General features: G+C 38.2%; 22 protein-coding genes. All 22 read right to left on the bottom strand.

The genetic code is table 11. The features are described from left to right. Positions 1-2 precede the first annotated feature (2 nt). The 22 genes from ACZMIG_RS00970 to ACZMIG_RS00865 all read right to left on the bottom strand — a co-directional run bounded on the left by ACZMIG_RS00970 (position 3) and on the right by ACZMIG_RS00865 (position 24722). Positions 3-2315, bottom strand: a complete 2313-nt coding sequence (locus ACZMIG_RS00970; RefSeq protein ID WP_487888862.1) for a PI-PLC domain-containing protein — start codon at positions 2313-2315, stop codon at positions 3-5. An 18-nt stretch (positions 2316-2333) separates the two neighbouring features. Then, positions 2334-2531, bottom strand: coding sequence for a hypothetical protein (locus ACZMIG_RS00965; RefSeq protein ID WP_487888861.1), 198 nt, complete (start codon positions 2529-2531; stop codon positions 2334-2336). A gap of 41 nt (positions 2532-2572) precedes the next feature. Further along, a complete protein-coding gene (locus tag ACZMIG_RS00960) occupies positions 2573-4891 on the bottom strand; it encodes a GumC family protein (protein ID WP_487888860.1) in 2319 nt (772 codons plus the stop codon). A gap of 24 nt (positions 4892-4915) precedes the next feature. Next, positions 4916-5707, bottom strand: coding sequence for a polysaccharide biosynthesis/export family protein (locus tag ACZMIG_RS00955; protein WP_021855293.1), 792 nt, complete (start codon positions 5705-5707; stop codon positions 4916-4918). A 23-nt stretch (positions 5708-5730) separates the two neighbouring features. Next, complete coding sequence (locus tag ACZMIG_RS00950) at positions 5731-6615, bottom strand: phosphoenolpyruvate carboxykinase (protein ID WP_487888859.1); 885 nt, start codon at positions 6613-6615, stop codon at positions 5731-5733. Further along, entirely contained in the window at positions 6612-7724 is a 1113-nt protein-coding gene (locus ACZMIG_RS00945) for a nucleotidyltransferase domain-containing protein (RefSeq protein ID WP_487888858.1), read from the bottom strand. Before ACZMIG_RS00945 ends, ACZMIG_RS00950 begins: the two co-directional genes overlap by 4 nt. A 13-nt stretch (positions 7725-7737) precedes the next feature. After that, complete coding sequence (locus tag ACZMIG_RS00940; protein WP_021855290.1) at positions 7738-8019, bottom strand: PqqD family protein; 282 nt, start codon at positions 8017-8019, stop codon at positions 7738-7740. A gap of 13 nt (positions 8020-8032) precedes the next feature. Next, positions 8033-8626, bottom strand: coding sequence for a sugar transferase (locus ACZMIG_RS00935; protein ID WP_125105579.1), 594 nt, complete (start codon positions 8624-8626; stop codon positions 8033-8035). Positions 8627-8676: 50 nt separating this feature from the next. Next, positions 8677-9816, bottom strand: coding sequence for a glycosyltransferase (locus ACZMIG_RS00930; protein ID WP_302352185.1), 1140 nt, complete (start codon positions 9814-9816; stop codon positions 8677-8679). Positions 9817-9904: 88 nt separating this feature from the next. Continuing rightward, a complete protein-coding gene (locus ACZMIG_RS00925) occupies positions 9905-11197 on the bottom strand; it encodes an RNA polymerase sigma factor sigma-70 region 4 domain-containing protein (RefSeq protein ID WP_287603912.1) in 1293 nt (430 codons plus the stop codon). Positions 11198-11396: 199 nt separating this feature from the next. Then, a complete protein-coding gene (locus ACZMIG_RS00920) occupies positions 11397-12629 on the bottom strand; it encodes a glycosyltransferase (RefSeq protein WP_487888857.1) in 1233 nt (410 codons plus the stop codon). Next, a complete protein-coding gene (locus ACZMIG_RS00915; RefSeq protein ID WP_487888856.1) occupies positions 12626-13765 on the bottom strand; it encodes a glycosyltransferase family 4 protein in 1140 nt (379 codons plus the stop codon). Before ACZMIG_RS00915 ends, ACZMIG_RS00920 begins: the two co-directional genes overlap by 4 nt. Then, the gene (locus tag ACZMIG_RS00910) at positions 13762-15054 is read right to left on the bottom strand and encodes a hypothetical protein (protein ID WP_487888855.1); all 1293 of its coding nucleotides are present in this window, start codon (positions 15052-15054) and stop codon (positions 13762-13764) included. Before ACZMIG_RS00910 ends, ACZMIG_RS00915 begins: the two co-directional genes overlap by 4 nt. A 1-nt stretch (position 15055) precedes the next feature. After that, complete coding sequence (locus tag ACZMIG_RS00905) at positions 15056-16039, bottom strand: glycosyltransferase family 2 protein (RefSeq protein ID WP_487888854.1); 984 nt, start codon at positions 16037-16039, stop codon at positions 15056-15058. A 12-nt stretch (positions 16040-16051) separates the two neighbouring features. Next, positions 16052-16924 carry an alpha-1,2-fucosyltransferase gene (locus ACZMIG_RS00900; RefSeq protein ID WP_487888853.1) on the bottom strand — a complete coding sequence of 291 codons (873 nt, stop codon included), beginning with the start codon at positions 16922-16924 and terminating at the stop codon, positions 16052-16054. Positions 16925-16930: 6 nt separating this feature from the next. Further along, positions 16931-17914 (bottom strand): acyltransferase family protein, encoded by a 984-nt coding sequence (locus tag ACZMIG_RS00895; protein WP_487888852.1) that lies wholly within the window; start codon positions 17912-17914, stop codon positions 16931-16933. Beyond that, on the bottom strand, positions 17895-18833 hold the full coding sequence (locus ACZMIG_RS00890) for a glycosyltransferase family 8 protein (protein WP_487888851.1): 939 nt from the start codon (positions 18831-18833) through the stop codon (positions 17895-17897). Before ACZMIG_RS00890 ends, ACZMIG_RS00895 begins: the two co-directional genes overlap by 20 nt. A gap of 1 nt (position 18834) precedes the next feature. After that, a complete protein-coding gene (locus ACZMIG_RS00885) occupies positions 18835-19809 on the bottom strand; it encodes a glycosyltransferase family A protein (protein WP_487888850.1) in 975 nt (324 codons plus the stop codon). 208 nt (positions 19810-20017) lie between these two features. Then, positions 20018-20977 carry a polysaccharide pyruvyl transferase family protein gene (locus ACZMIG_RS00880; RefSeq protein ID WP_487888849.1) on the bottom strand — a complete coding sequence of 320 codons (960 nt, stop codon included), beginning with the start codon at positions 20975-20977 and terminating at the stop codon, positions 20018-20020. Between the two features lie 133 nt (positions 20978-21110). Beyond that, a complete protein-coding gene (locus tag ACZMIG_RS00875; RefSeq protein ID WP_487888848.1) occupies positions 21111-22085 on the bottom strand; it encodes a glycosyltransferase family 2 protein in 975 nt (324 codons plus the stop codon). Positions 22086-22097: 12 nt separating this feature from the next. After that, positions 22098-23108 (bottom strand): glycosyltransferase family 2 protein, encoded by a 1011-nt coding sequence (locus tag ACZMIG_RS00870; protein WP_487888847.1) that lies wholly within the window; start codon positions 23106-23108, stop codon positions 22098-22100. A gap of 57 nt (positions 23109-23165) precedes the next feature. Continuing rightward, positions 23166-24722, bottom strand: a complete 1557-nt coding sequence (locus ACZMIG_RS00865; RefSeq protein WP_487888846.1) for an MATE family efflux transporter — start codon at positions 24720-24722, stop codon at positions 23166-23168. Between the last annotated feature and the right edge of the window lie 209 nt (positions 24723-24931).

Below are 24931 nucleotides of genomic sequence, written 5' to 3'. Positions count from 1 at the left end.
GATTACTTATCCCAACCAACGGCATTTCCGCCATTTGAATAAGTGGCATTGTATTTTGATGAAGGCGTCGTGCTTGAGCCTTTCTTACGCAACGCAAACTTAAAGTTGTTGTCGATAATTGTCTGAATCAGCCAGTCGCTCTTGTAATCAACACCTGATCCTTCCTGCTTGTCAGCAAAGTTCATGAAGATAAGACCAAGTCCGGCATTTTCTTCACGGTTTTGCAACTCATCAACTCCCATCTGGTTCATATCAATAGCCAAAGCCTGAATACCAGTACCTCTGCCATTTATATCTACATTGTCAGAATAGTATCCTCCGAGGTCATTCATAAACCATGTCTTATGAGATGTGTCATTATGATACAAATCAACACTCTTACGGAACAAATTCTGAATACCATCTTTCTTCTCCTGAGTTGTAGCTTCCTGACCATCTCCAACACTCGTTACCTCCTGATAATACCATCTCAAATCAGCAGTTGAATTTGTGTACCACATAGGAGTTCCCCAATCCATAGGCATACCGCCATTTTTCTCCTGATAGCCATCAGGACCAGTAGCAGACTCCCAATAAGTAAACATAATTGGAGCAGATCCCGTATATCCAGAAATCATGTCTTCCGAATTATAATTAGCTTTTAAAATAATCTTACCTTTGACATCATCAATTGTTGTATTTGGAGTAATTTCACCAGTATAAATACGATTGTTTGGGTCTGCCGCAATCTCATTGACTTTATCACGTAATCCTTGAATCCATGTTTGCTCTGCAGAAAGCGCAGGTCTATCCCATTCCATACCACCCCAAGTCAAATGACCTTTACCAAGATCTTGGTCTCCTGTAGTATAAGTCAACATCAAGAAAGCAAATTCATTTTCTTTTCCAGCTTTTTGACACTGGTCTAGATATGAAGCAATCTTTTTAACAGCATTAGACAAACTCATGACCTGATGAGACTGATCTTCTGCAACAACATTTATATCATATGTAAATTCATTATTTGCCAAATTAATAGGATGAGAATTTGTTCCATCAACAGCAGTCTGGAATATAAACGCACGAACACCATCCTCAAACTGCTTATCAATATCACTATTTTGATAAACCCTATCTGCACCATTATCACTTGTCAAAACAGAGAACTTACTTCCAGGTATAGAAAGCTCTGACACATAGATATCTGGGTCAAGTGAACTCATCCAATAGTTTGTGCCTCCGATTGTCAATGGAGGAAGAATAACACGGTTGATTTTATGCGGAGTAACATCCGCTGTCTGCAAAGTCTTCCTGCAAGGAGCACCATTCAACAAAGACACAGTAACACGAAGAGTACGCTGCTTTACAGTATTCTCCAAGTCTTGTGGAATGATATAAGCCTTTACGTTAAGAAGCTCATCTGGACCAAGCTGAATGAACTGGCCGTTTTTCTTATCATAGCAAGGAATAGATATACGTCCGCGCTCCTCATTAAAGTCACCAACCGGCTCACAAGTGGCTACTGCACCTTCTCCGGTACTTGCATTTCGGATATTACATGTAAAATCACCCGTAAGAATAGGCGTTGTACCGTCAATCGCGTCCACATTAATATTGGTAATTGTAGCAGTACCAGACGATGGACCCTGTACAGTGATATCAAGCACTGTCACCAAATTATGGAATTGCAAGTCAATGAATTGACCTTCCTTTACATCCGAAGGTGTTACGGCATTATAAGCATACATATAGGCATAGTCCATATTCGGAAGTCCGAAATAAGTTTTCTTGCCATCAATAGCACCATTGGCTCCTTTCTCAACAATTCTCCATTCCTGCACTTGCTGCGTAACAGGAATATTGGCTGTAATCTTTCCCGTCTGATCCTCTTCAGCAGAACCTTTTACCGCACTTGCCGGATAGAAAGCATAAAATCTGTGCTCTGTATCAAGATCTCCCCATTGCAGACCGGCTTCACTTGTGTTTACTTTTGCAACAGTTGCAGCTGTTGCATGGTCTGTTTCGTCGGGCGTTATCTTGTAATGTACAAGATGACTTGCTGGCTGCGATGCCTGATCACAGAATATAGCAATCTCATCGGTGCCATTAGCCTCCCAATATACGGGGACTCCGGTAGTAGTACGATCTCCATAAACAGTTCGGGTTCCAGGCTTTGACTCAATCACATCTGCATCACCAGATAATTTAGACCCGAACATAATCTCCTCACCCGACTTAACGGGATTTTTAACGGTATTGTCCAGATTTTCATCTGCACAACCGCTAAGCATAGCCGTAAGTGCTATGCCTGCTATTAAAAATATGTTCTTCTTCATAATTTAAATTTTTAATTATTAATCCCAAGTACTTCCTGAATAATCACCTTCCCATGGGCTATCCGGGTTAGCAAATCCGTGTTCCTCAATGGTAACGCCCTTAGCGTTTTCGGTTCCATCTTCAAACACAGAAGCCGACATAAACCCGTTTTCCAGGTTTACCTGAGTCTTCCGGGTTGACGGAGACTCATACTTTTCTTTCTGTTCTTTTTTCATTGCAATAAAATTTTTAATAATTAAACTATAGTTTTAAGATCTCATTTTTTCTTTTTTCCATGCTTGCCGTAACCATAACCGTAGCCATAACCGCGACGGTCAGGATCTACGCCGTTGAGCACCAAGGCCATGTTCTTGAGCTTCTTGTCCTCATAGAGAGCCTCGATGTCAGGAAGCTGTCTGCGGTCGAGTTTGCCGGCACGCACAACAAAGATTGTCAGGTCGGCTATACGGTTGACGATGCTTGCGTCGGCAATGATGCCCATAGGCACGTTGTCGGCAATGATTATGTCATAACGCTTACGCAGCTCTGCCATCATCTGGTCGAGACGCTCGTCCATAAGCAGCTCGGCAGGGTTTGGAGCAATTTCGCCTGAAGGAATAAGGTCGAAAGAGTCTTGATGGCGTATGATGTCGTCCAACGCCACTGTCGGGTCAGCCAGATAATTGGTAACGCCATTACGATGGTCGCCAAAATGGCAGCTCAGCGTGGCCTTACGTATATCGAGGTCGACCATCACCACCTTTTTCTTTGCAAAGACAAAACTCATGGCAAGGTTACAAGAAATGAACGTCTTGCCGGCACCTTCGTTAAACGAGGTAAAGGTGATGACCTGAGTAGGGTGGTCTTTCTTCGACATGAACGACATGTTGGTACGCAAAATGCGGAAAGCTTCTGACACGACACTGTCGTCATCGGGCTTTATCAGCTGATAGCCGTGCTGACTGCGGTCTGTCTCCTTGTCCATCGGTATTTCACCGAGGAAAGGCACGCTAATAACCTTTTCAACATCCTTACGTCCGTGAACGCGTGTGTCCATAAAGAGCACGAGCAGGCAGCCTACGCCGGGAAGAGCTATACCGACGAGCAGTCCAAGCAGGATGATGCGGTTGCGCTGCGGAGCTATAGGCGCGCCGCTGCCGTCGGCGCTGTCGATGACGCGCGCATTGTTGTCGGCCATAGCCTGAGAGAGAGCGTTCTCCTCGCGCTTGTTCAGCAAGAACAGATACAGGGCTTCCTTGATTTTCTGCTGACGCTCGATAGAAAGAATCTGACGTTCCTTACGCGGAATAGACGTTACGCGGTTCTGTGCCCTCATCTCGCGGTTTTGGGCATCGTTGCGTTTCACGTTCAAGCTTACAATCATATTGTCAACGGCACGTATGATGTTCTGCTTCATCGCACGCAACGAGTTGTTCAGCTCCTGCACCACCGGGTTGTTCTCGCTGCTGTCGTCTATAAGCCTGTCGCGCTTAAGTTTAGTGTTATTATATAAGCTTATCTGATTTTCGATATTCATGTCTCCAATACCGGTGTTAGCCGGGATAAGGTCGGTTTCCTTGGTAGGATTGGTCAGATAGTCCTTGATAAAGTGAGCAAGACGCAACTGCGTTTCAAGTTCCAGAGCATCGGCATTGTATTTCTGCGACTCGTTCATATACATATTTGCCGAAGACGAGATGTCAACAACCTGGTTGCGCTGCTTGTACGACTCGAGGCTTGACTCAACGTTGCCGAGTTCGTTCTCGATGATGATCAGACGCTCACTGATAACGTTGGCGGTGTTTACAGCCACCTGGTTTTTGTCCTTGATTGCCTCTTCATTGTAAACCGTGATAAGCATGTTCAGCACATCCTCTGCACGTGTGGCCGAATTGTCCTTCAGCGAGAGTGTGAGTATAGACGATTCTTCATCTTCCTGCTGAATGCCGAACACAGACCTGTAATAGTTTACGACAGAGTTGAGCGGACGCTTGTGCACATGGATTGGCTGGTCTATCCACGAAGCATTATAATAGTTGGTGCGGGTTGCCACTACGCGAACGCCCTTTGCCAGCGTCACAGTGTCGTTCATGTGAAGGGTGTAGCTCGGCTTGGCGTCAAATCCGGATATATCAGACAGCACGACGGTGTTTCTGTCCTTTGGCGTCATCACAAGACTGATGCTATGCTCCGGCATGACATCAAGGAAACGCACAAGCATAGGCGACTGCGTGTAGAGCTCGTTGGTACGGAGCCCGTCGTCAATCTGATAGCTGACATCAGCATGCACACGCTTTACCACCTCCTGCATCAGCCGCTTGGAGCGGAACTGAAGAATCTCATTGGCCACGTTGGTCTTGTTGATGATATTATCAAAGCGGTCCAATCCTGACGTTGCTGTCTTGTTTGAAGGGTCTTTGATAATAATTGTAGCCGAACGGAAATATACAAAAGGCGCACGGGCATACTTATACCATGCAATCCCGACGCATACAACAATGGAAACCAAGAACCATTTCCATTTTGAGGCTAAGTAAACGAACAGGTCAACCAAATTGACGCTCTGCTCGTTCTTGGGAGAATTATTAGTTTGCATAAAACTTAATTAGATGATGTTTTTTTACTTAATAGCCCATAAGATTGAACAAACTGCCGTAATTGCAGAAAGTATGGTTGTACCGATCTGCCAGCCGCGGTCTTCAGTGTCCTTCTTGCGGTACTTAGGCTCTACATATACGATATCATTCTGCTGAAGATAAAAACAGGGTGACTCAAAGATGTCCTTGCTTGTAAGGTCGTGCATGAACATCTGCCTGTCGCCGTTGACTTCTCTGATGACAGCCACGCGATTGGTCTGCGCCTTGGCGGTAAGGTCGCCGGCATTAGCTATGGCCTCAATAAGCGTAACACGGTCGCCGTTGGCTGTGAATGTGCCGTTGTGTCCTACGGCACCCAATACCGTGTACTTGAAATTGAGAAACTCTATTGACACGATAGGATCACTGATGTAATTTCCGGCAATAATTTTGTCTCTTATCAGCTGCTTGGCTGCATTGACCGTCATGCCGGATACATGTATCTTGCCAAGGATGGGGAAATCAATGTTGCCGTCGACATCCACACGATAGCCCATCTGCTTGGCTCCGCCTGAAGCTGCGGCAGAAACATTACCGTCTGTTCCCACCTGAACAGCTCCGCCGTTGATGTTGAAAGGAATTGCCAACTCAGGATTTTTACTGCTGACTGTTATACTAAGCCTGTCATCATCATGGATAACGGCTTCATACTTTGTCTCAATGGGATATTTTGTACCCATCTGCATGTCTTGCAGGTAAACGAAACTTTTTCGTGACGCACAAGACGTAAGAATCAATACGGCAAGCAAACTTGCCCATAAAAAGTTTTTGCTCATTTTTTTATTTGATTTATCTGTTTTTATTGTTTTCTTGTAAGTTCTCTATTACACATTAGTGCTGCATCTTTGTCAGGAAGACAGTCAAGAGTACCAACCGTTACGTTTCCGGCCAATACGGTCAACGTGTCATACAGGCTGTTGCGTAGGTGCTCGTCTCTGGCAATAAAAGAGCAGCCGGGATAAAGCGCGACAAAGGCATCGGCTCCCTCCTGCAGCTGAAACGAATTTTCTGATGCCTGATTCAAGCGTACCATGCCGCCCACGGGGAAAGAAACATTTTTATAGCACGCCGTCTTGCCGCTCCACGGAGAGCCGTAGGCATACGCCTTACCGTTCAGAATCCTTATAGTAGGATTGTCGTCGTTCAACAGTTCCGTGCCAGGTATGTTCTCAATCCAAAGAGCCGAATGTGTGCTCTTGCCTGTTCCGCTTTTTCCCAAGAACAAATATGCCTGTCCGTTACAGGAAACAGCCGAGGCATGTATCGAAACGGCATCGTGGCGCAATATAGCCTGAGCGTATGCCACACGGATAAGAGACGAGAGAGCGTTTCCGGCATTAACGTCATCCCACTGTATGTGTGCCTCTACTGATGAAAAATCAGACTTGGCAAACATTCTGTGCAAATGACCGTTATTGATGATTTCTATATAATAGCCGTCTGACAAGGCGTATAAAACAAGGTGCCCCATGTCATTGTCGGTCTCGTCTATCAGCTCCTTTGTCTCTGAACAAGGCAGCTGGCTCAATGGCACGGCAAAGAACCGGAACAAAGGCTCTTCAGCACCAATACTTGTCTCATAAAAAGGAAGGAATGACGGGAGCAGCTCTTCAATATCACGCGCCCCTGGCAAGGAGACGGAAAAAGGAAAGTCTGCCACCCGGAAATAATAAGTAGCTGTCATTTAAATTGTCCCTTCAACAGTTGAACGAAATACCAAAAAGTTTCCTTTGGTGCATAGTATGAAGCAAAATGCATATTACGCATGAATGAACGTATTGTATTTAATTTGCGTCTGTAAGCAACAGATTCGGAACCAAGCATACTGTCATACTGGCCAAAATTACCTCCACGCCATACGATCTCAGCAAGAGGAGCTGCCGACGGTGCTGTGTCTTTATAAGGTAGACAGTCTTTAGGAAGGCCAAGATAATCTATAAGGAAAGTATGCAACAACGGACACCATCTGTGGAGTCCTATTTTCTTGCATACTGCCTTCATCTCTTCTGAATCTATTTCTCCATGCAGCTTATAGCATGAGCGAGCCATGTCGCACATCTGCCGGAGCCCGATACCGCGGCTTACAGAATGCTTCAAGATATGCAGGCTTTGCAACAATATATCCAAAAATGGAGACGGCGTTGTTACTATGACCGACGGATATGTTGACAATGCAGTATGCCGGTATCCTTTTTGACCTTCTAACTTGCCAACAAAACCTTGCAGAAAAGGATTATATAAATCAAACAAGCGGCTATGATGCTCTATGTCAACACCTTGCCATCTGTATGATATGCCCTCATCTGCCTGTTTCACAAACGTTATATTGTTTTTTCGCAAGAAGTCCAAGGCATCGTCCCATGCCTTCTTATTATTAAAATACAGGTCGATATCACCACATACCCTCAACAGCGGACTCTCGTAATAATTGGCCACGCCTTGTCCTTTTTGCAATATAGGATTAAGGCCTTTCTCATGAAATATGTTATAAAGCTGGCCAAGTACGCCATTCATTTTCCTATTTCGGCGCTCAACGGCATCAGTCTCTGCCATCCATCTCACAAGAAGAGACTGCGGCGGAATTTGACTGTCCGGCAAATGCGAAACTCCCTGAAATGCAAGTCCAGTTACAGTGTGCTGCATGGCAAGGCGAAACACATCGTTCCAATCTTCTTCTGTAAGATTTAACCTTGTATTGTGTTCCTCCCGGTCACCCCACAGCCCCAGTCTAACAAGCAAGAGCAGCACGTTTCGCAGCTTTTCTTGTCGGGCGCCGTCATGTTTTATCTCCATTCAAATATAAAATTCAAAGCAACAGGCCAAAAGACTTCCACTCGGCCATCTGCCGTTCTATGTCATTAATTGCCACTTCTTTGTCTATCTCAAAATTCTCGCATAAATAATCAGCCAACATATCCGGAGTGGTGCCGCCTTTCTCCACTTGCTGCCACAAAAGCGCAGCCGTATGGTTCAAGCTGTAGACATCGCTCATGTTTGCATTTTCTTCATTAGCCTCAACAATCATATACTGATTGCCAACTTTCCTAAGTTTAACCCCTGCTTTAGGGTTCAATACCATTTTATTCATTACATTAATATATTTAGAATTTCTTTCCAGATATTATCGATGACACTGTAAGTATGATTATCTTTAAATCCAGCCATAATGAACGTTCACGCAGATACTTAAGATCCATTCTGAGACGCTCAAGCATCTTTTCCATCGTATCTGTATATCCGTTGTATAATGTAGCCGGAGAGAAAAGTCCCGGCCTTAGCTGATAGAGCAGTTCGTAGTCAGGGTTGATAGCCCTTATCTGGTCGACAAAGTATTTACGCTCCGGACGCGGCCCCACAAAACTCATGTCTCCTTTTAGGACATTCCACAACTGGGGGAGTTCGTCTAAATGATGTACACGCAAGAAGTTGCCGACCTTCGTAAGTCTCATGTCGTTTTTCTGGCATAAGGCAGGCTTTCCGTCTGCCTCAGACATGACGTTCATTGAGCGAAACTTATACAACGTGAACGGCAAACCTCCATATCCGACACGCTCCTGTTTAAAAATAGCCGGACCGCCATCTTCACGTTTTATAAAGAAATATATTATCAAAAAAGCAGGCGATGTAACTATCAAGCCTCCAAGACTGCATATTACATCAAAAATACGTTTTAACATACATGCCCCAAGTGACATTTTCTTGTGCTGACAATTATTTTTATCATTCATGGTTATTAGTTTTTCAGTTATTGTTTAGTTTCTTTCATTAATCCGTCGTAAAGTTCTTTGCATTTAGCTATCATTTTCTCTTTAGTAAATAGCTTTTGGTATCTGTTTAAGGCTCCTTCTGAGTATCTGTCATAAGCGGCACCATTCTCGGCTATGGCCTCAATAGCCTTTGCCAAGGCATAGGCATCACCGGGAACGACATTGATGCCAGACTCTTCGTGTGCATTTACCCAAGACACTCCCGAATGAGGAATTTTTGTAGCAACAACAGGCTTTCCACATGACATCGCCTCAATCTGAACTATGCCGAAAGCTTCTGTCTTCTGCACGCTGCTCAAGCAAAACACATCGCAGGCTCCATAATATGAAGGCAGTTCCTCGTCGCTTACGTGTCCTAGCAGCTTGACTTTTCCACGCAAATGCATTGAGTTTATCTCTTCCTGCAACTTCTCGCGTAAAGCACCCGTACCGCCGATAAGTATCATGTAATTGTCTTTAAGATATTTTGTTGCCGCAATAAGGAATTCGTAACCCTTATAGGTTACCAGACGTCCTAAAGAAAAAATAATCTTCTTTCCTTTATATCTGTCTTTTATCTTCCTTACACCGGCAGCATCCGGACACATAGGGTCAACGCCTATGGGCAGACACACTGTCTTGTGCTGCACTTTCCGTAAGAACGGAGATTCAGACAAATATACCGGTGACGTGCCGACAATCTTATCAGCCCTTCTTATCAGCCATTTTTGTAACGGAGAATATAATCTCAGCAATATCCTTTGTTTCTGAATATCGCTGTGCCAATGCAGCACGACCTTACCTTTATATCCAGACAACAGCAAAGCCAGGCAGGCCATCGGGTCTGGATGGTGCACATGTATAATATCATATTGGTCTTGTACTTTCTTTAACGCAAAAATCATTGCAGGAGAAATCATCGTGGCAGCAACCTTCGCCAACGTATGGCAACAGATGACTTTTGCATGCTCATTCACAGAAATAGTTCTACTTTCACCACTTGTGGCGGCACACATCATATCACAATACACATTCTGCTCCGACAATCCAGACATCAGGTCGTATGCGACTTTTTCAACACCACCACATATCGGGTAAAACTTACCCAACTGTAATACTCTAAAATTATTGTTAATCATATAAGTTTCTCTTTCGACATTTGCCGAAAAGCAGAATCAGCATCTGCTTAATTTAAGTTCAGTTAATTTGATTGGTAACAAACATACATCAAAGTAAATCACGATGACGACTAATCACTTCCGGATAATTACGCCGGATATAGCCTCCAAGACTATTATATGTCAAGCCCAGCCGTCTGGAAATAGATTTCAGACTCTCCGGCGTTGTTTCATACAGCTTCATCGCGACGAAATATTTTTCCTCACTCCTTCGGGATATTTTCTTTCCTGATGCAGAACACGTCATACCCTGTCTGGCTGCCAGCTCCGGCTCATGCTTATTCAAATATTCTCTGAAGACATCCGGCCGGAAGCCAAATTCAACGGCAACCTTAGCTATCGGACGAGGATTTTGCCTGAGGCTCTCTATTGCGCCTTCATATTTCACAGCCACGGTCTTTAAACGTCTTTTCGCCTTACGCAAATCGATATTTTCATCTACATCGCCTGCAACGCCCAAACGTTCAAGAACCAAGTTCTTATGCCATTTATGCAAATAAGACCGGAAGCCTTCTGACGAAACGCCGGCATGCTTCGCAATGTCTTTCATGGTCATCGTCGTGTTTTTATATAAGTCTAAAGCCTCAGCATATTTCTTTTCCGTTGCAGGAGCAGGCTTATACATTCTTCCGTTGCCTGTCAGTTTGCCAAAAGTCTTGGTTGCCTCTGCCACTTTACGCCGCTGCCGTTTCTGCTTGAGGATGTCGCTATGATAAAATCTCATATGCTGACTGAAGCCGCTGAGCGAAACCTTGCACGCCTCGGCAATCTCCGACATTGTCATGTCTGTCTCTTTATACATTCTCACGGCCTCTGCGTATTGCTTGATACATTTCTTACGGGCGCCATGAGCCGTATTGTCATTTATTCCAAGCTGCTTGCGTACTTTTTCGCGCCACACTAATGTGTCATGATAATGTATACGCATAAAATTGGCCATAGCTGTTGCATCCAGACCATATTTGCGTGCAATTTGAGAAATGTTCAGATCAATAAATGTCAATGAATCACATGCAGCTACAGCATCCTTATACTTCATGTGGGCATTAATGTTCTGCTTTCCCGTCTCTATTATTTTCACATTCTGCAAACTGCTGTTATTCACAGATATTCCGTGGTGTCTAAAGACCAGTTCACGCCAGTAACGCCGCAGATAACTGCCTAATCCACCTACAGAAACATTACAGATTTCTGCTATTTCTTTCAAAGGTTTGTCCGTTTCGGCATATAGCTTCACTGCCTCCTCATATTTCTTATGTAAAGCCTGCCGGCGTTGGACAACCGACTTTTCTCTCTTTGTCAATGACACCAGGTCTTCTTGACAGTTTTTCAGTGTATTCATAGTAAATTATTTTTCACCGGTCACTCAAGAAAAGAGTTCAGTCGTTTCATCAGTTTACGCAAAATAAACTTCTGTCCGTTTTATCCAAGGTGCAGCAAGACATGCAATACAGACACCAAAAGGAAATAAAACGGAAAAAATAAATATCTGAATAATCTGAAAAAACGGTATACTTAAACTCTTTAAACCGATCTGGTTTTTAAGTATTCATCAATTCCTCGTATAAACAAAAATAATCGGCATAGCGTTCTTCCTTCTTGAAATTCTGAAGGGCATATTGCCTGCATGATTTTTGATAAAAGTCTTTTCCACGCTGACAGATGGTACGCACAGCCTCAAGCAGTCCTTTCACATCCCCCTGTTCAACTATAAGTCCCGTAGAGTCTGTTATGGCCTCAACGCTGCCTCCAGTACGATAAGTCACCACGGGCGTGCCGCATGATATAGCCTCTAAGTTCACCGTAGGATAATTATCCTGCCACGTGGGATTGACAAAGGCATCGGCAACCGAATACAACTGAGCAAGCTGATGAATATTTTCGGTCCTGCTTATTCCGATTATGTTCCGTGGAAGTTTCTTCTTTTCCTCTTCTTTCATTCCTACGAGCACAATAACCTCATCATCATTCAGCAGTTTGCTCAATTGCATAAAATCATCCAGCCCCTTCTCTCTGCTCCATATACTTGCCACACCTAAGAATATGCGTTTTCCTTTCAGTCCATATTTCTCAATAACCTCTTTGTCGGGACAGACATTAAAGATATCGGTATTTATGCCGTTATGAATCACACGGAAACGATATTCACTCAAAAACGACTTTGACATCTCTGTCCTTATCCAGTCGGAAACAGGCACTATGACAAACTTGTCCCTGGGCATTGATGTGAAAGCTGCCTTTTTATCCTCAAAGTTTCGCTTACTTCTGTCAAATACAAGACTTGCAGGAAAATCCTTCCGTTGTGGACAATTTCCGCATCCAGTCTGCCACTTGTCGCATCCGGCATAAGAGTAATAATAACAATGCCCTGTGTAAAGCCAACAGTCGTGAACGGTCCACACAACAGGCTTGCCGCACTGCGACAGGTAATCGAACAAGACACGATAATTCAGGAAGTAGCCATGAATGTTGTGTATATGTATTATGTCTGGATTTATCTGGTCTATCTGTCTGACAAACTCATGAGTTGCGTGCGTTGAAGCCAGACCATGCCTGTCAAACAAACGCGTCTGAACGCCATGCCATAGAGTGCTGCATATACCGCCAACAGGAATAATCTCCGATTTGCAGGGTTTTATTCCGTCGCGTCCCTTGCCGTAAGCGATATAACTCTCCCACCCGTTCTGCAGGGCCAGTTCGCCTATTTCCTGCATTATGCGTCCCGTTGAGGTAGAGACACGTAACACAGGATTTATCTGAAGTAGCTTTTTCATCTCTCAGTCAAAGAAGTAAACATGCTTATCCATTTATTCATTACCGTTTCTTCTGAATAAGTGGAAACAACATTTAGAGCGTTTTTCGATAGTCTCTTTCTATAATCCTGGTCAACCATAACCTTCATCATGGCATCTGCCAGTGCCTGAATGTCTCCGTTTCTGACCAGCAAACCGTTTTCACCATCCTTGATGATGTCCTTTGGACCACACTTATAATCAAATGAGACTACAGGAAGCCCACAGGCCATAGCCTCTATCATCACCATCGGAAAGCCCTCATAGTTGGAGCTCATCACAAGCATCGAGCTCCGCACATATTCATCGCCAATCTGTTTTGTCGGACGGTTTATCCTAATTGTGTCCTGCAGATTTCTTTCGTCTATCATCTGCTGCAGCATCTCCTGCCATTCTCCCTGACCGAAGATGTCGAGATGCCAGTCAGCAAAATAAAAGTTGTGCCGAACTATCTCCCACGCACGTATCAGTCTGTCAAAGCCTTTCTGATAGTCAAGTCGGCCTACGGCAATTATCCGCTTCGCTGTTACATCCGAATAGCGGTCGCTCACATGCATTGCCGCGTTAGGTATCACCTCTATGTTCGGCAGACAACCCCAATAACCGCGGTCTTCGTTCGTCAGTACAACAAACTTGTCAAACCTTCTTACAATACGTTCATCCTGCCGTGTGCGCCATTTGTCTATCCATCCCAACAGTCCCTTTCGTCCGTATTGCAGACGGAAGAACTTGCAGTAATGCAGCTCAAGCACCTTCTTGCTGCCGTCCTTTATGTCGGGGATAAACGACGATTCCGACGGATATAGCGACACCACGATGTCTGCCTTCTCCCTTTTCAGCAGCTCCGCCAGCTTACGTTTATGTTCCTTTCTTTTGCGCAGATATCCTACTATCTTTCTCCATGCTCCCCTGTCGTTGTCATCCGAATAATTTATGTCCAGATCTGTCATCCTAACATTATCAGGAAACGGATAGAACGGCGGCCGCTGATGCTGGTCTGTAGTAACAATGGAAACATCCCATCCGCAAACCTGTGAGAGATACGTTACCTTGTTCAGCAGCACACGCTCCATTCCGCCGGGGTTGTATGTTGAATGGGTGCAATATATGATTTTCATTGGAGTTCTCCTTTTTGAAACTGAGACTCATATAAATCCTGATCAGCTTTACTTACACAGAAAAGTATCGCGAAAATCGGAAGTAAATCAGATGTTGCTTTAAACCAAATTATCAGATTAATAAATAAAAGCAGTGTAACCAAATGCTTTAAATTATTAAAACGGTTACGGAAAATTCTCCAAAAGCAAACAAATAAGGCAACCATACTAGCCATTCCAAATATTCCAAAAAAGAATATAAAACGCAAATAGCCTATATCCGTTCCCATATAAAAGCCATGATATGCCTTCCCTGTATAATAAGGGTCATTTTCTGTCGGATTTGCTCCATATCCATCTCCAATAAACCACGTCTTCATATTATCAGGAAAGACCAACATATGCTTCAATAATATATCATTTGAATTTGTCTCCCACCTACCAGTTTCTATCCAGGCAAAAAAGCCTTCAAATCCAAAACGAATTTGTTGATAAAACACTGGATTTGTAAAATATAAAACAACAATTAAAGGTATTGTTACACATAAAGCCATTAATAGATATTTATGAAATCCATTTCTTGACTCATTACCTTTTAATATATCATAAATCCAATAAAGAATAGCCAAAGCACCACCAACCATTGTCGTTCGTCCAATCATATCGCCGATAACAAGGATTATAAAAAATGAGATTATATAAAACCACATTTTTATTTTAGATTGTGCTTTTGTCAGAAGAAAAGCCACAATTGTCAACAATGCAGCAAAACGTCCTCCTGCAACATCTAATGCACATCCCAATCCATGCATACGACCGCCGGCATCTCCCATAAAAGCATCAGAACCTGCCATTAATCCATCAATAAAAACTTTTAATGACGGAATGTATTCCATACTTAATGCAAGAATACACTGAAGGCAACAAACTCCAATCAAATAATCAGCTAATAATTGAACACTTAACTTTTTGTGAACGAACCTAATCATACTTGTAACAGTAAAGCCTGCTGCCATCCAGACAAATACTGATACGAAATAAAAATTAAAAGAAAAATCACTTGTATTATTATAGACATTCGATAATAAACTAAACAGTGAAATTGGAATCGTAAACAAACAAATGATAATAAAATCTTTGCTGACAAGAGCTTTCCTTTGAGACGCTAAATGAAAAGCGATACATGGCAATGCCAATCCTGCCAGAATCATCTTTACATTTATACCCGATGGTAACACCGATGGTTCAAAAGGGAAAAGATAGAAATCTGCAGCTATCAGAGTTAATAATATTCCTATTATTTTAATCATCTTAATTATATATTATTCCGTAAACAATTCTATTCAAAAGCCATCTATATATACTCACAATAAAATTCAAATTTTTCCAAGCACACCATTGTATAAGACGGCTACGCATAGATATATTATGATTTTGTAATATGAAGCGATTGGCTTCAGGATACCATTCTTGCCATAATTTTCTTTTCTTGCGATCATTGGAAAATAAAAAAGGAAATTTTGCTTCTAATTTCAAAAACGATATTTCTTGCTCTAACGTATTTCCAAATAAAGTTTCTAATTTATCTGTTATTGTTGCTACATTATGCTGAAGTTCCTGAAGATGTCGCTTTGAGTAGATTTGACTAAATGCATTTGTATTCAATTTTACATAGTGATAAAAAGCATTAGGCAGATAAGATATTCTTTCGGCATAAGCAAACAATAGCATTATCGTCATGTCTTCCCCCATACCATACCCAGCAGGAAACTCTATTTTATTTTCTACATAAATAGATCTTCGTACCAGTTTGTTCCACACATTATACTTCATCACACCACTCAACATCGCCTTCAAGGCTTCTAAAGGCGTGTCATAAGCAGGTTGCTTCATATAACGTTCTGAATTCTCAAAAGTTAAATACCAATCACACCATACAATATCCGCATCACATTTTATAGCGTTGCCATAAAGCTGTTCAAGCATATCAGGTTCCACAAAGTCATCACTATCGCAATGGAAAATATATTCTCCCGTTGCTACAGCCAGACCTGTATTGCGAGCTGCCGGCAAGCCTTTATTCTCAGCATGAGTCAGTATCCTCACATTGTCACGGCGTTTAGGATAATCAGCAATAACTTTTTGCAATATCTGTATACTGTTATCAGGTGAAGCATCATCAACAAAGATATATTCTACATTATCCATTGTCTGCTCCATAAGTGACCGCACACAACGCTCGATAAACTTCCCGACATTATAGACAGGTATTATCACAGAAACACTATACTCCATTCTAATTTAATTTTATACAGACAGCCAGTCTTTACACAAGATTCTTTCAGATGTAAATTCAGAACAGCTGTCAGGATTAAACCACACCTTAGGTCCTATAACTATTTTTCCATTATGCTCATTCAGAAATGCGCTCCACCAACTGTATGTGCTGTTTGATATAACATTATGTTTACATACGCTCATCAGCTGCATATCAAAATGACTTCCCCAACCGCTAGCAGGATTTCCTTCTACCAATGTGTAAGGAAAATCCTTAAAATGTTCTTTCACCCATTCAGGATTATCCGTAAAGACATATAACTTAGGGTTATTCACCTTTTCTGAAATCAGTCGGATTGCCTTCTGATAATATTCTATCGGACATGTGTTCTGATACCAAATACGCTGTGCATAGTCCTTTCCTTTACGGACGTGTATGGCAACAGACTCACACGATTGCATTTCTTTTTGCAAATTTATGTTTCTCTCATCTGTAAAAGGCTGAAATGCAAAACAACGTTTCACATCATCTTCCACAGCCTCAACCATATTGGCATTTTGAAATACACCTATTATATATTGTAGCTTTTTATTCTCATCTGGCAAATTTGCGTCAAATGCAGTAGGCATATTAACGACACTTGAAAGAATCGGTAAATATTTCCTACGAACTTTTGAGAACAAATCAGACCCGCCCCCTGACTTTAATACATCTAAAAATGATGCCTGCTCGATTTTTGCTTTTGGAAAAATATCATTCCATGAAACCTTTTCATGAGCCAATTTCGCTGAATTATAAAAATCAACTTTTACATTGTAACCTTTATGCTTCAGAAAAAGGTAATAGCTATACTGAAACATCCGATTTGCTAGGCCACACGCCATATTAATAATAACATTCATACAGATTCAATTAAATACCCAAGGTATAAATTTTACTAATATCTTAGATATAATATATCCCAGCATAATGGAAATAAATATTTGAAATAATGCCCCTATGACTAATTCACATCCACTTAAATTTTCTCCCACTATTTTAAGATATATTTTTTCCGTGCAAAACAACAATGGCATTTGAATACAAAAAATAATTAAGGAATTTTTTCCTATCTCAACTAAAAGACTTTTACACCAAAATTTTTCCAACCATATAGCAATTTTTATCAAAGCCAAACTACCTGTAAATCCAGCAATTATAGTTAGCCATACTGATTTGCCAAAATTTCCTATAGACAAATTTGTATATCCATTTATACACAGGCATAAAGAATACAATAGGACTGCACCACATACCATTTTATTTGACAACCAATTGACTTCATATCCTTTATTCCTAATAATATACCCACAATAAATAAAAATTGACATCAAAAAAGATGTATCTATACTCCATGGAAGGAGTATAGGGAGTTTACCTAAAAGAATTGTGATAACAATATATACGAATAATAAAATTAGTCGATATTTATTTCGCTTTATTCTTAATAATAGGCTAAACCATATAAAAGCAAGAAACATTGAAGTCAAAAACCACAAGGGTGAGTTGCCTATATTCATAAATATTTGATTATCCGAATAATCAAGTCTGTATAATGCATATCTTGAATATAAGATACCAAATAAATGATTAAATGTAATATTCTTTAAACCAGACAAAAACATTAAAAGCAATATAGCTATATTAAAATATATATATGGTTTCAACAATTTTCTTGCTTTTTTCTTTAAATTTACTTTAAACGTTACATATCCAGAAGCAACATAAAATAAAGGAATAAAACAGCTACTTGCTACATACATCAAATCACTACACATAGAATGACTACATACGACCAAAATAATACCAATACCCTTAACAATATCGATATAATCAAATCTCTCTCTTCCCATAGACAAAATAGCGAATCAGTATTTTCATTCTTTTCCACAAAGATAGCTGATCCAATTCGTTTAACCTTTTATAAAAGAATTCGAAATAGAACTTCTGGTTAAATAATGGAGACTTACGATAATATTCCCACCATATATCAAAATTCACACTATACTTTTTCCATGGCTTGTGCCCATTAAAATGTATATTTCCATGATTCACCGCAAAATCTATGGTATCATTAGAAAATTGGTCACTTATCAATTCAGGTTTTCTTATTGCAAAATAATAAGAATAATCAGTCATGTTGTATTCCAATGATAGATAATGAATTCGCCCACTACATACAATATTTAGTATATCTTGGTCTTGAAATTTTAATTTTTTATTACTCCATTTTTTTAATTCAGAAACTATATTCTCATCTTTAAGTACCTTGGAATTTAATATTATAAAACCAGCTTGTATATATTTCCCCAAGCTTAACTCTTTCATAGAGTTAATATACCTTTTCCCATCTTCAGTAAGATTCATGCCTAATTCAAGAGTTGCTGCAATATAATTATCTCCAAGATCGGAATTATACAAAGATGATAAATCCATTCTAAATATAATATCTACATCTGCATAAATGATTTTATCATATTCAGGTATCAATTCTGGAATCAACAATCGATAGTATGTAGCAGATGTAATACCCCGAATCTCAAATGCAGAATCAAATGTATTGTCAACCTGACGATATTGGATACGACAATTTTTATAATATTTAGGCAGTTTATCCAGTTCTTCTTTTTTTAATGACACATGGGCAGAATGTAGTATGAAGATATCATAAAAGGTATCTTTCTTGGCGTTCATCATTAAGGAAGATATACAGACACATGCCGGCAAAATCAGATTATTGTCAAAAGCAAAAGCAATGGGTACAGTATTCATATTATATCATTTTCTTTATTAAAGGTATATTTCGATATTCTTCACTTCGGATAAAGTCAATTGCATCTTTTATTGCCTTACATTTAAGTGAAAAAATAGTAAATTTGAATTTTAGCAATGAAATTAACAATGTAAAACCTAATGTATATCCAACGCAAATCGTGCTCCAAACCCTGCTAAAATAATTCTTGTCCGGTTCATAGATGAAACGATGCCAAAATATTGTTTTAAAACGAAAATCAGAATAAATTAACCTTTTTTCTTTTTCCTCATTCATCATTGCTGTTCCAGCATCAAGATGTTTGATTCCACTTCCAAACCATGTCAATTGTTTTAAGCCAAACAAATACATCTTATAAAACATTACCTGATCATCACCTTGCGCATATTTCAAACGATCCATCCACAATTCTTCTTCAAAATGAATTTTGAGGAAATCTGTCTTTTTACAGAAAAAACAAGGACCGGCATTTGTCTGCGACCAATATATCCCAGGCTTCGGATAGTTATTATATGAGTAGCCAGAATTACGCATCACTTTATATCCCCACTTTCCATCATCCTTTCTTGGTAACATTCTACCAGATAACATCATCATACATTTGCCATAAAATGAACGCTGTGCATTAGGAAATACATCTGGCGCAATAATATCAGCATTACAATCGGTTAAATACCGATGCAGCTGTTCTACTGCAGTTTCAGGCAAATATACATCATCATCCAAAAATAGAATAAATTCTGTATCTACTTCATTATAAGGTAATGCACGCTGTGCTATCATACCTTTTTTTACATAAATATATTTTTCTACCCCTATAGTTTCTTTCGGAATAGCATAACCTTCAGCAATATAAATTAATATGTTTTGGGGTTGAATGGTTTGTTTTTGCAATGAATTTAATAAATCCAAGTATTTCTGTCCAGCTCTACCTAATGTCCTTATTACGGCCGTATAAATAAATTTTCCTTTCATCGTTAGATTATTAGAATATTAGAAAGTTGTATTTTGCTAGAAATAGAAATATAATTTCTATATATTATTAAAATATTCAATAATAGTCATCACAATTACTATAGACAAAATAATACAGCAAATAAAATAAAGATCAATCTATGAAGCTACTAAAATATTTCATTTATTACAGGAATAAAATCATCCTCCATAACAGTATTAGTAATGCCTAATCATTATTTACATTATGAATATTATCTAAGTCTGTCAACCAAGTTGAATAGAAGTTACCGAGTTTTCCCGTTGAATTTTCTAATAAAATAACTGTCTTATTTAAAAGTATAGATAAAATCATAGCATGTAGTCTAGTCGTATATATTATTGAATAACGGCCAATAAAGTTTATTCCTATCTGAACATAAGATTTACGATAGAATTTATCTCTTTTAAAATCTTCTACTTGTTTTTTATATCGATATCCAAACATTCTAAAAAAGAACTTCACAGGATAAAAAATTCGGTCAACTAATTTATACCTAAACATATTATTTTCTATAGTAGGCCAATCATGTATTTCTGCCGATTTAGGTATTTCATTATATTTATTTTCTTTATAAAATTCTTTATCCAATCTTCTTAAAAATAATATTTTTCCTTCTGATTCAGGTATTCTATATTTATTAAAATCAATAAAAAAAGCCATATCAGGCACAAGTAATATTTTATTTTTAAAATTCTCCTTCAAAAAATTATAAGAATACTTATCTCTTGCACAAATTATAACATTTTTATGTAAGGAATAAAAAGCTGCATCTTTTTGTATTAATTCATTATTATCATAATATACACTTTGAGGAAGAACTATTATTCTATTTTCTGGATAAGTTTCAATTATTTTTTTTCTAAAAACAGTATGTTCACGATATAAATCACCAAAATTTCCTCCCCCTTGTAATATTATAATAGTATCTGTCGACAACTTACGTTTTACATAAAAATGCATGTCTGTACTATATAAACATCTATAAGGTAATGTTTTTAAAAAACATTTTGTTCCTTCCCATATTAGAGTATCACCTAAATTATTATAATATGGCAAATCGAAATAGACATAATCATTATTGATATAGGATATTAATTCCCGCTTGATTATCTTCTTTAATTGTTGTTTTTTCTCTATTATATTCATATTTTTTCTATTTCTAACACTAAATAATTATATTAATTTCATAATCGACACATCAGAATTTAACTAAATTCTCTGTTATTACTCAAATTAGTTATATAGATTTATACAACAAATAGAGTCATATAATTACAAATCAAAAAATTACTTTATGTTTTAAATACCTTATGAATAACATTAATTGAGAAATAAAAGATATATGATGTACCAAACACCACATCATAATTTTCAGTTTTATATTAAGAAAAGGGCATGATAAAATATATTTATGAGATTCAGGATATAAATTAAGAAAATCTTTATACGTAGATTTATTTAGCACCCATTCTTGTTTACTTCTTAAAATTCTCCAACATATTTGTTTTTCATAATATTGGTATTCACCCATTTTTTTCATATAGCGAAGAACATCTAAATACATTATTTGTTCATCATGCATTATTTTCTTGTTATTATGTAATATAGAACTTAAATTTAATCGATTATAATTATATAAAACCTTTTTAAGATGTACAACCTTATTCGCATGAAGTAATAATTTGACAGATAAATTAAAATCCTCACAAAAATTAGCTGCAACAGCTAATGAACGTATATTATACTTCAAATAAATATCACGTTTAACCAACAAGTTCCATAATACAGTCCAAGTATTTGCTATGTACTTTTGCAACGACAGAATCTTATTTTTTCCCCAGTCAATAGAATAAGAATCGACAGTAGAATCTTGATATATCATACGGAAATCACATGTAACTATATCTGCATTTTCCGCTTCAGCTAATTCGTACATGCTACTTATCATATCTTTTTCCATCCAATCATCACTATCACAATGAATAATGTACTTACCACTAGCAACTGACAAACCAGAATTTCGTGCAAAGGTTAATCCTTTATTTTTATCATGATTTATGATTTTACATTTATCTCTTTTATCAGGGTATTCATTAATTATTTGTAAAAGTATATCCATACTATCATCGGGAGTGCAATCATTTACAAATATATATTCAATATCGTCAAACGTCTGCTCAAATAAAGAACGTGTACATTTTTCTATATATTTAGCGACATTGTATATGGGAACAATTATAGAAACCAATGGCATAATAAAAACATTTTATTTTATCAAATATAAATTTCGAAGGATTTTTCCTATTGCCCAACGTATACGAAATACATAAATACTCCATAAAGACGGGATGTATAAAATAAAAGGATATTTAATTTCTTTTGTCTGTTTTGACCATCTATAAACTTTTTTTCTTATTTTTTCTATATGTACGGCTTTTCTTACTTCTTTTTTCCTTTTTATAAAAGCATCACTCGCAACTGTTTTTAGTGTCCAATAATACATCATAACAGCTGTCTTGATATAATAATGTTTCAATTTTTCATTTTCTATTACAATCGAACAGTTATAAAAGACATCACACAAAGAAAAAGAATCTAAAATATTTACCAATCTAGGAGTCGTGATAATTGAATTTTGTCGATGACAATAAGCATAAAAATGAATTGGTAAATAGCCACATAATAGTTTGCGAGTAAATAACCTTGCTGCAAAATCAATATCTTCTTGAAATTTTCGATTTTCATCAAAGCGTAAATCCCCTAAAGATGTCTTTTTAATAAAAAAAAGCCATGAAAAATATTGCCCCGCAATAACAAATTCCATCATTTCATAAGAAGTAAAAATCACATCTTTAAATTTCATTTTATTATCGTCCACATTAGGTGTATACACTTTATTCCTTGCCATATTAATACTAATATATTCGGCTCGAACTATATCCAAATCAAAATTCTTAGCTTTATCAATAAATAAAGACAATATATTAATATCAAGCCAATAATCGTCAGAATCTAAAAAAATAATATACTCGCCCCTTGCTTTCTCAACTCCATAGTTACGTGCTGAAGACAAACCTCCATTTAATTTATGAAAAGCTTTTATTCTACCATCCATTTTGACCAATTCATCACATAGTTTACCTGACGAATCTGTGCTTCCATCATCTATTAATAATATTTCAAAACAATTATAGCTTTGACTTAATACACTATCCACACATTTTCTTAAATATGTTTCTACGTTATAAACTGGAATAATTACAGAAATCAAAGTCATATTATTTATTTTTTTGAAGGTCAAACTACATACAAACAAAAATAATTTTTTAATAAATTATTTTCGTTTTAACTTAGATACAAACATCTGCTCCAAATAAATAAGTTTATCCCTAATAAACTGTTTTTCTATATTCCTACAACCAACAAAATAAATTGACATTAAAGAGCAAAATGTTGTTAATATACATATTACAAAAAAACGAGTAATATTATTTTCCATTTGTATATATATGATGAAAGGTATTATTAAGGACATACAAGTAACAAGCAATATATTACCACAAACCTTATACAAATATTCTTTCATTGAGAAACCAGTTATTTTACGAATAAATAATAATCTTAGAAATAAGCACAATATTGAAACAAATAATGCCACTACCAATGTATATTCAGGTGGGAAGCCATATCTTAGAAAAACATACGACAATGGAAAATTCATCAATAACATCCCTCCAACAGCCAACTGATAATTGCGAACCTTTCCCGTTGCTTGTTTAACCTTAATCAAGGTATTAGATAATATGTCACACATAGTCACGATTAAAATAAGCCTCACGAAATTAACCGTGTGATTCGGATAATGTCCTAACCACATAGTCAATACAAAATCAACTTCAAATAACATTGGCAAGGCAAACAACAATAATATATAATAAGAGAATCTTGAACCTCTATCTACCAATGAAAACATATAATCATAGTTACCAGCCGCATACGATTTCGTAATTTGCGGATTAAGAGCTGTCATGAAATTATTAGAAAATGAAACCAAAACATTATTAACTGTATTGGCTATTCCACGAGCTGCATTAATAACAGGTCCCATAAATATATTCAATAAAATATTCACACCCTGATCTTTTAACAATCCTGCTGTACTACCAATGAAATTCCAGCCTGCAAAAGAGCTCATCTCTTTCCAATAGCTGACATCAAAGCTCAATTTTAATTTACATTCATCAAAATTACGAGTGCAATAACTCCAATAAATTGCCTGCATGATGCAAACCACTCCCACTAAAAGCAATGCATATACAATCAGACGATCGAAAGTTAACCCGGAATAAGCTATAAACAACACAATCAGCAGACGCAGGATGATGTCAAGTATACCTATATAGGCAAACGCACTCATACGTTCGTGAGATACGATTGATGCACTGAACGGAACACTCAAAAGGTTTATCACAAATGTAAGCACTGACGCATGAAACACCCAATTGGCAGCATACAACCTGTTATCGGGAATTGTCATGTGAGTATTCAGGAACCAAAGGCCTATTGTTTCTGCAAGGATTATTATTATGCCTGACAAAACAAGCTGAATACTTAATGATGTGGAAAAAACTTTTTTGAGACCTTCCATGTCTCCTTTTCCCAACTCAAAAGTCAGGAATCTGCTGACAGATGAAGACAAAGAACTGGAAACCATCGAAAACATCGCAACCACACCGCCTACGACATTATAGATACCATAGTCTTCAACGCCCAAGGCCTGCAAAACCACACGCGAAGTGTATAATGATATCAACATGCCAAAAAGCATGCGGACATATAGCATCAATGTATTCTTTGCAATCCGTTTTGTATTTTCCTGTTGCGTGGTCATTTAATTTATTTACATCAATAATTTAGCACAAACCGACCGTTGGTCTGCATATCGTTTTATCTCTTTTGTGTATTTCTGCTTTCAGCCGTCTTTTTGTTTACTATTGAGTTCCGTATGTTTCTTCTTGACATAGCACGCTATGTTGCGAAAGAGCGAACGAAAGTCTGTTCAATATAAAGCGAAGATACCGGCTGAACCATAACGCCCGG

This window comes from Xylanibacter sp., assembly GCF_057607445.1.
This window is presented reverse-complemented; position numbering and strand designations above follow the sequence as displayed.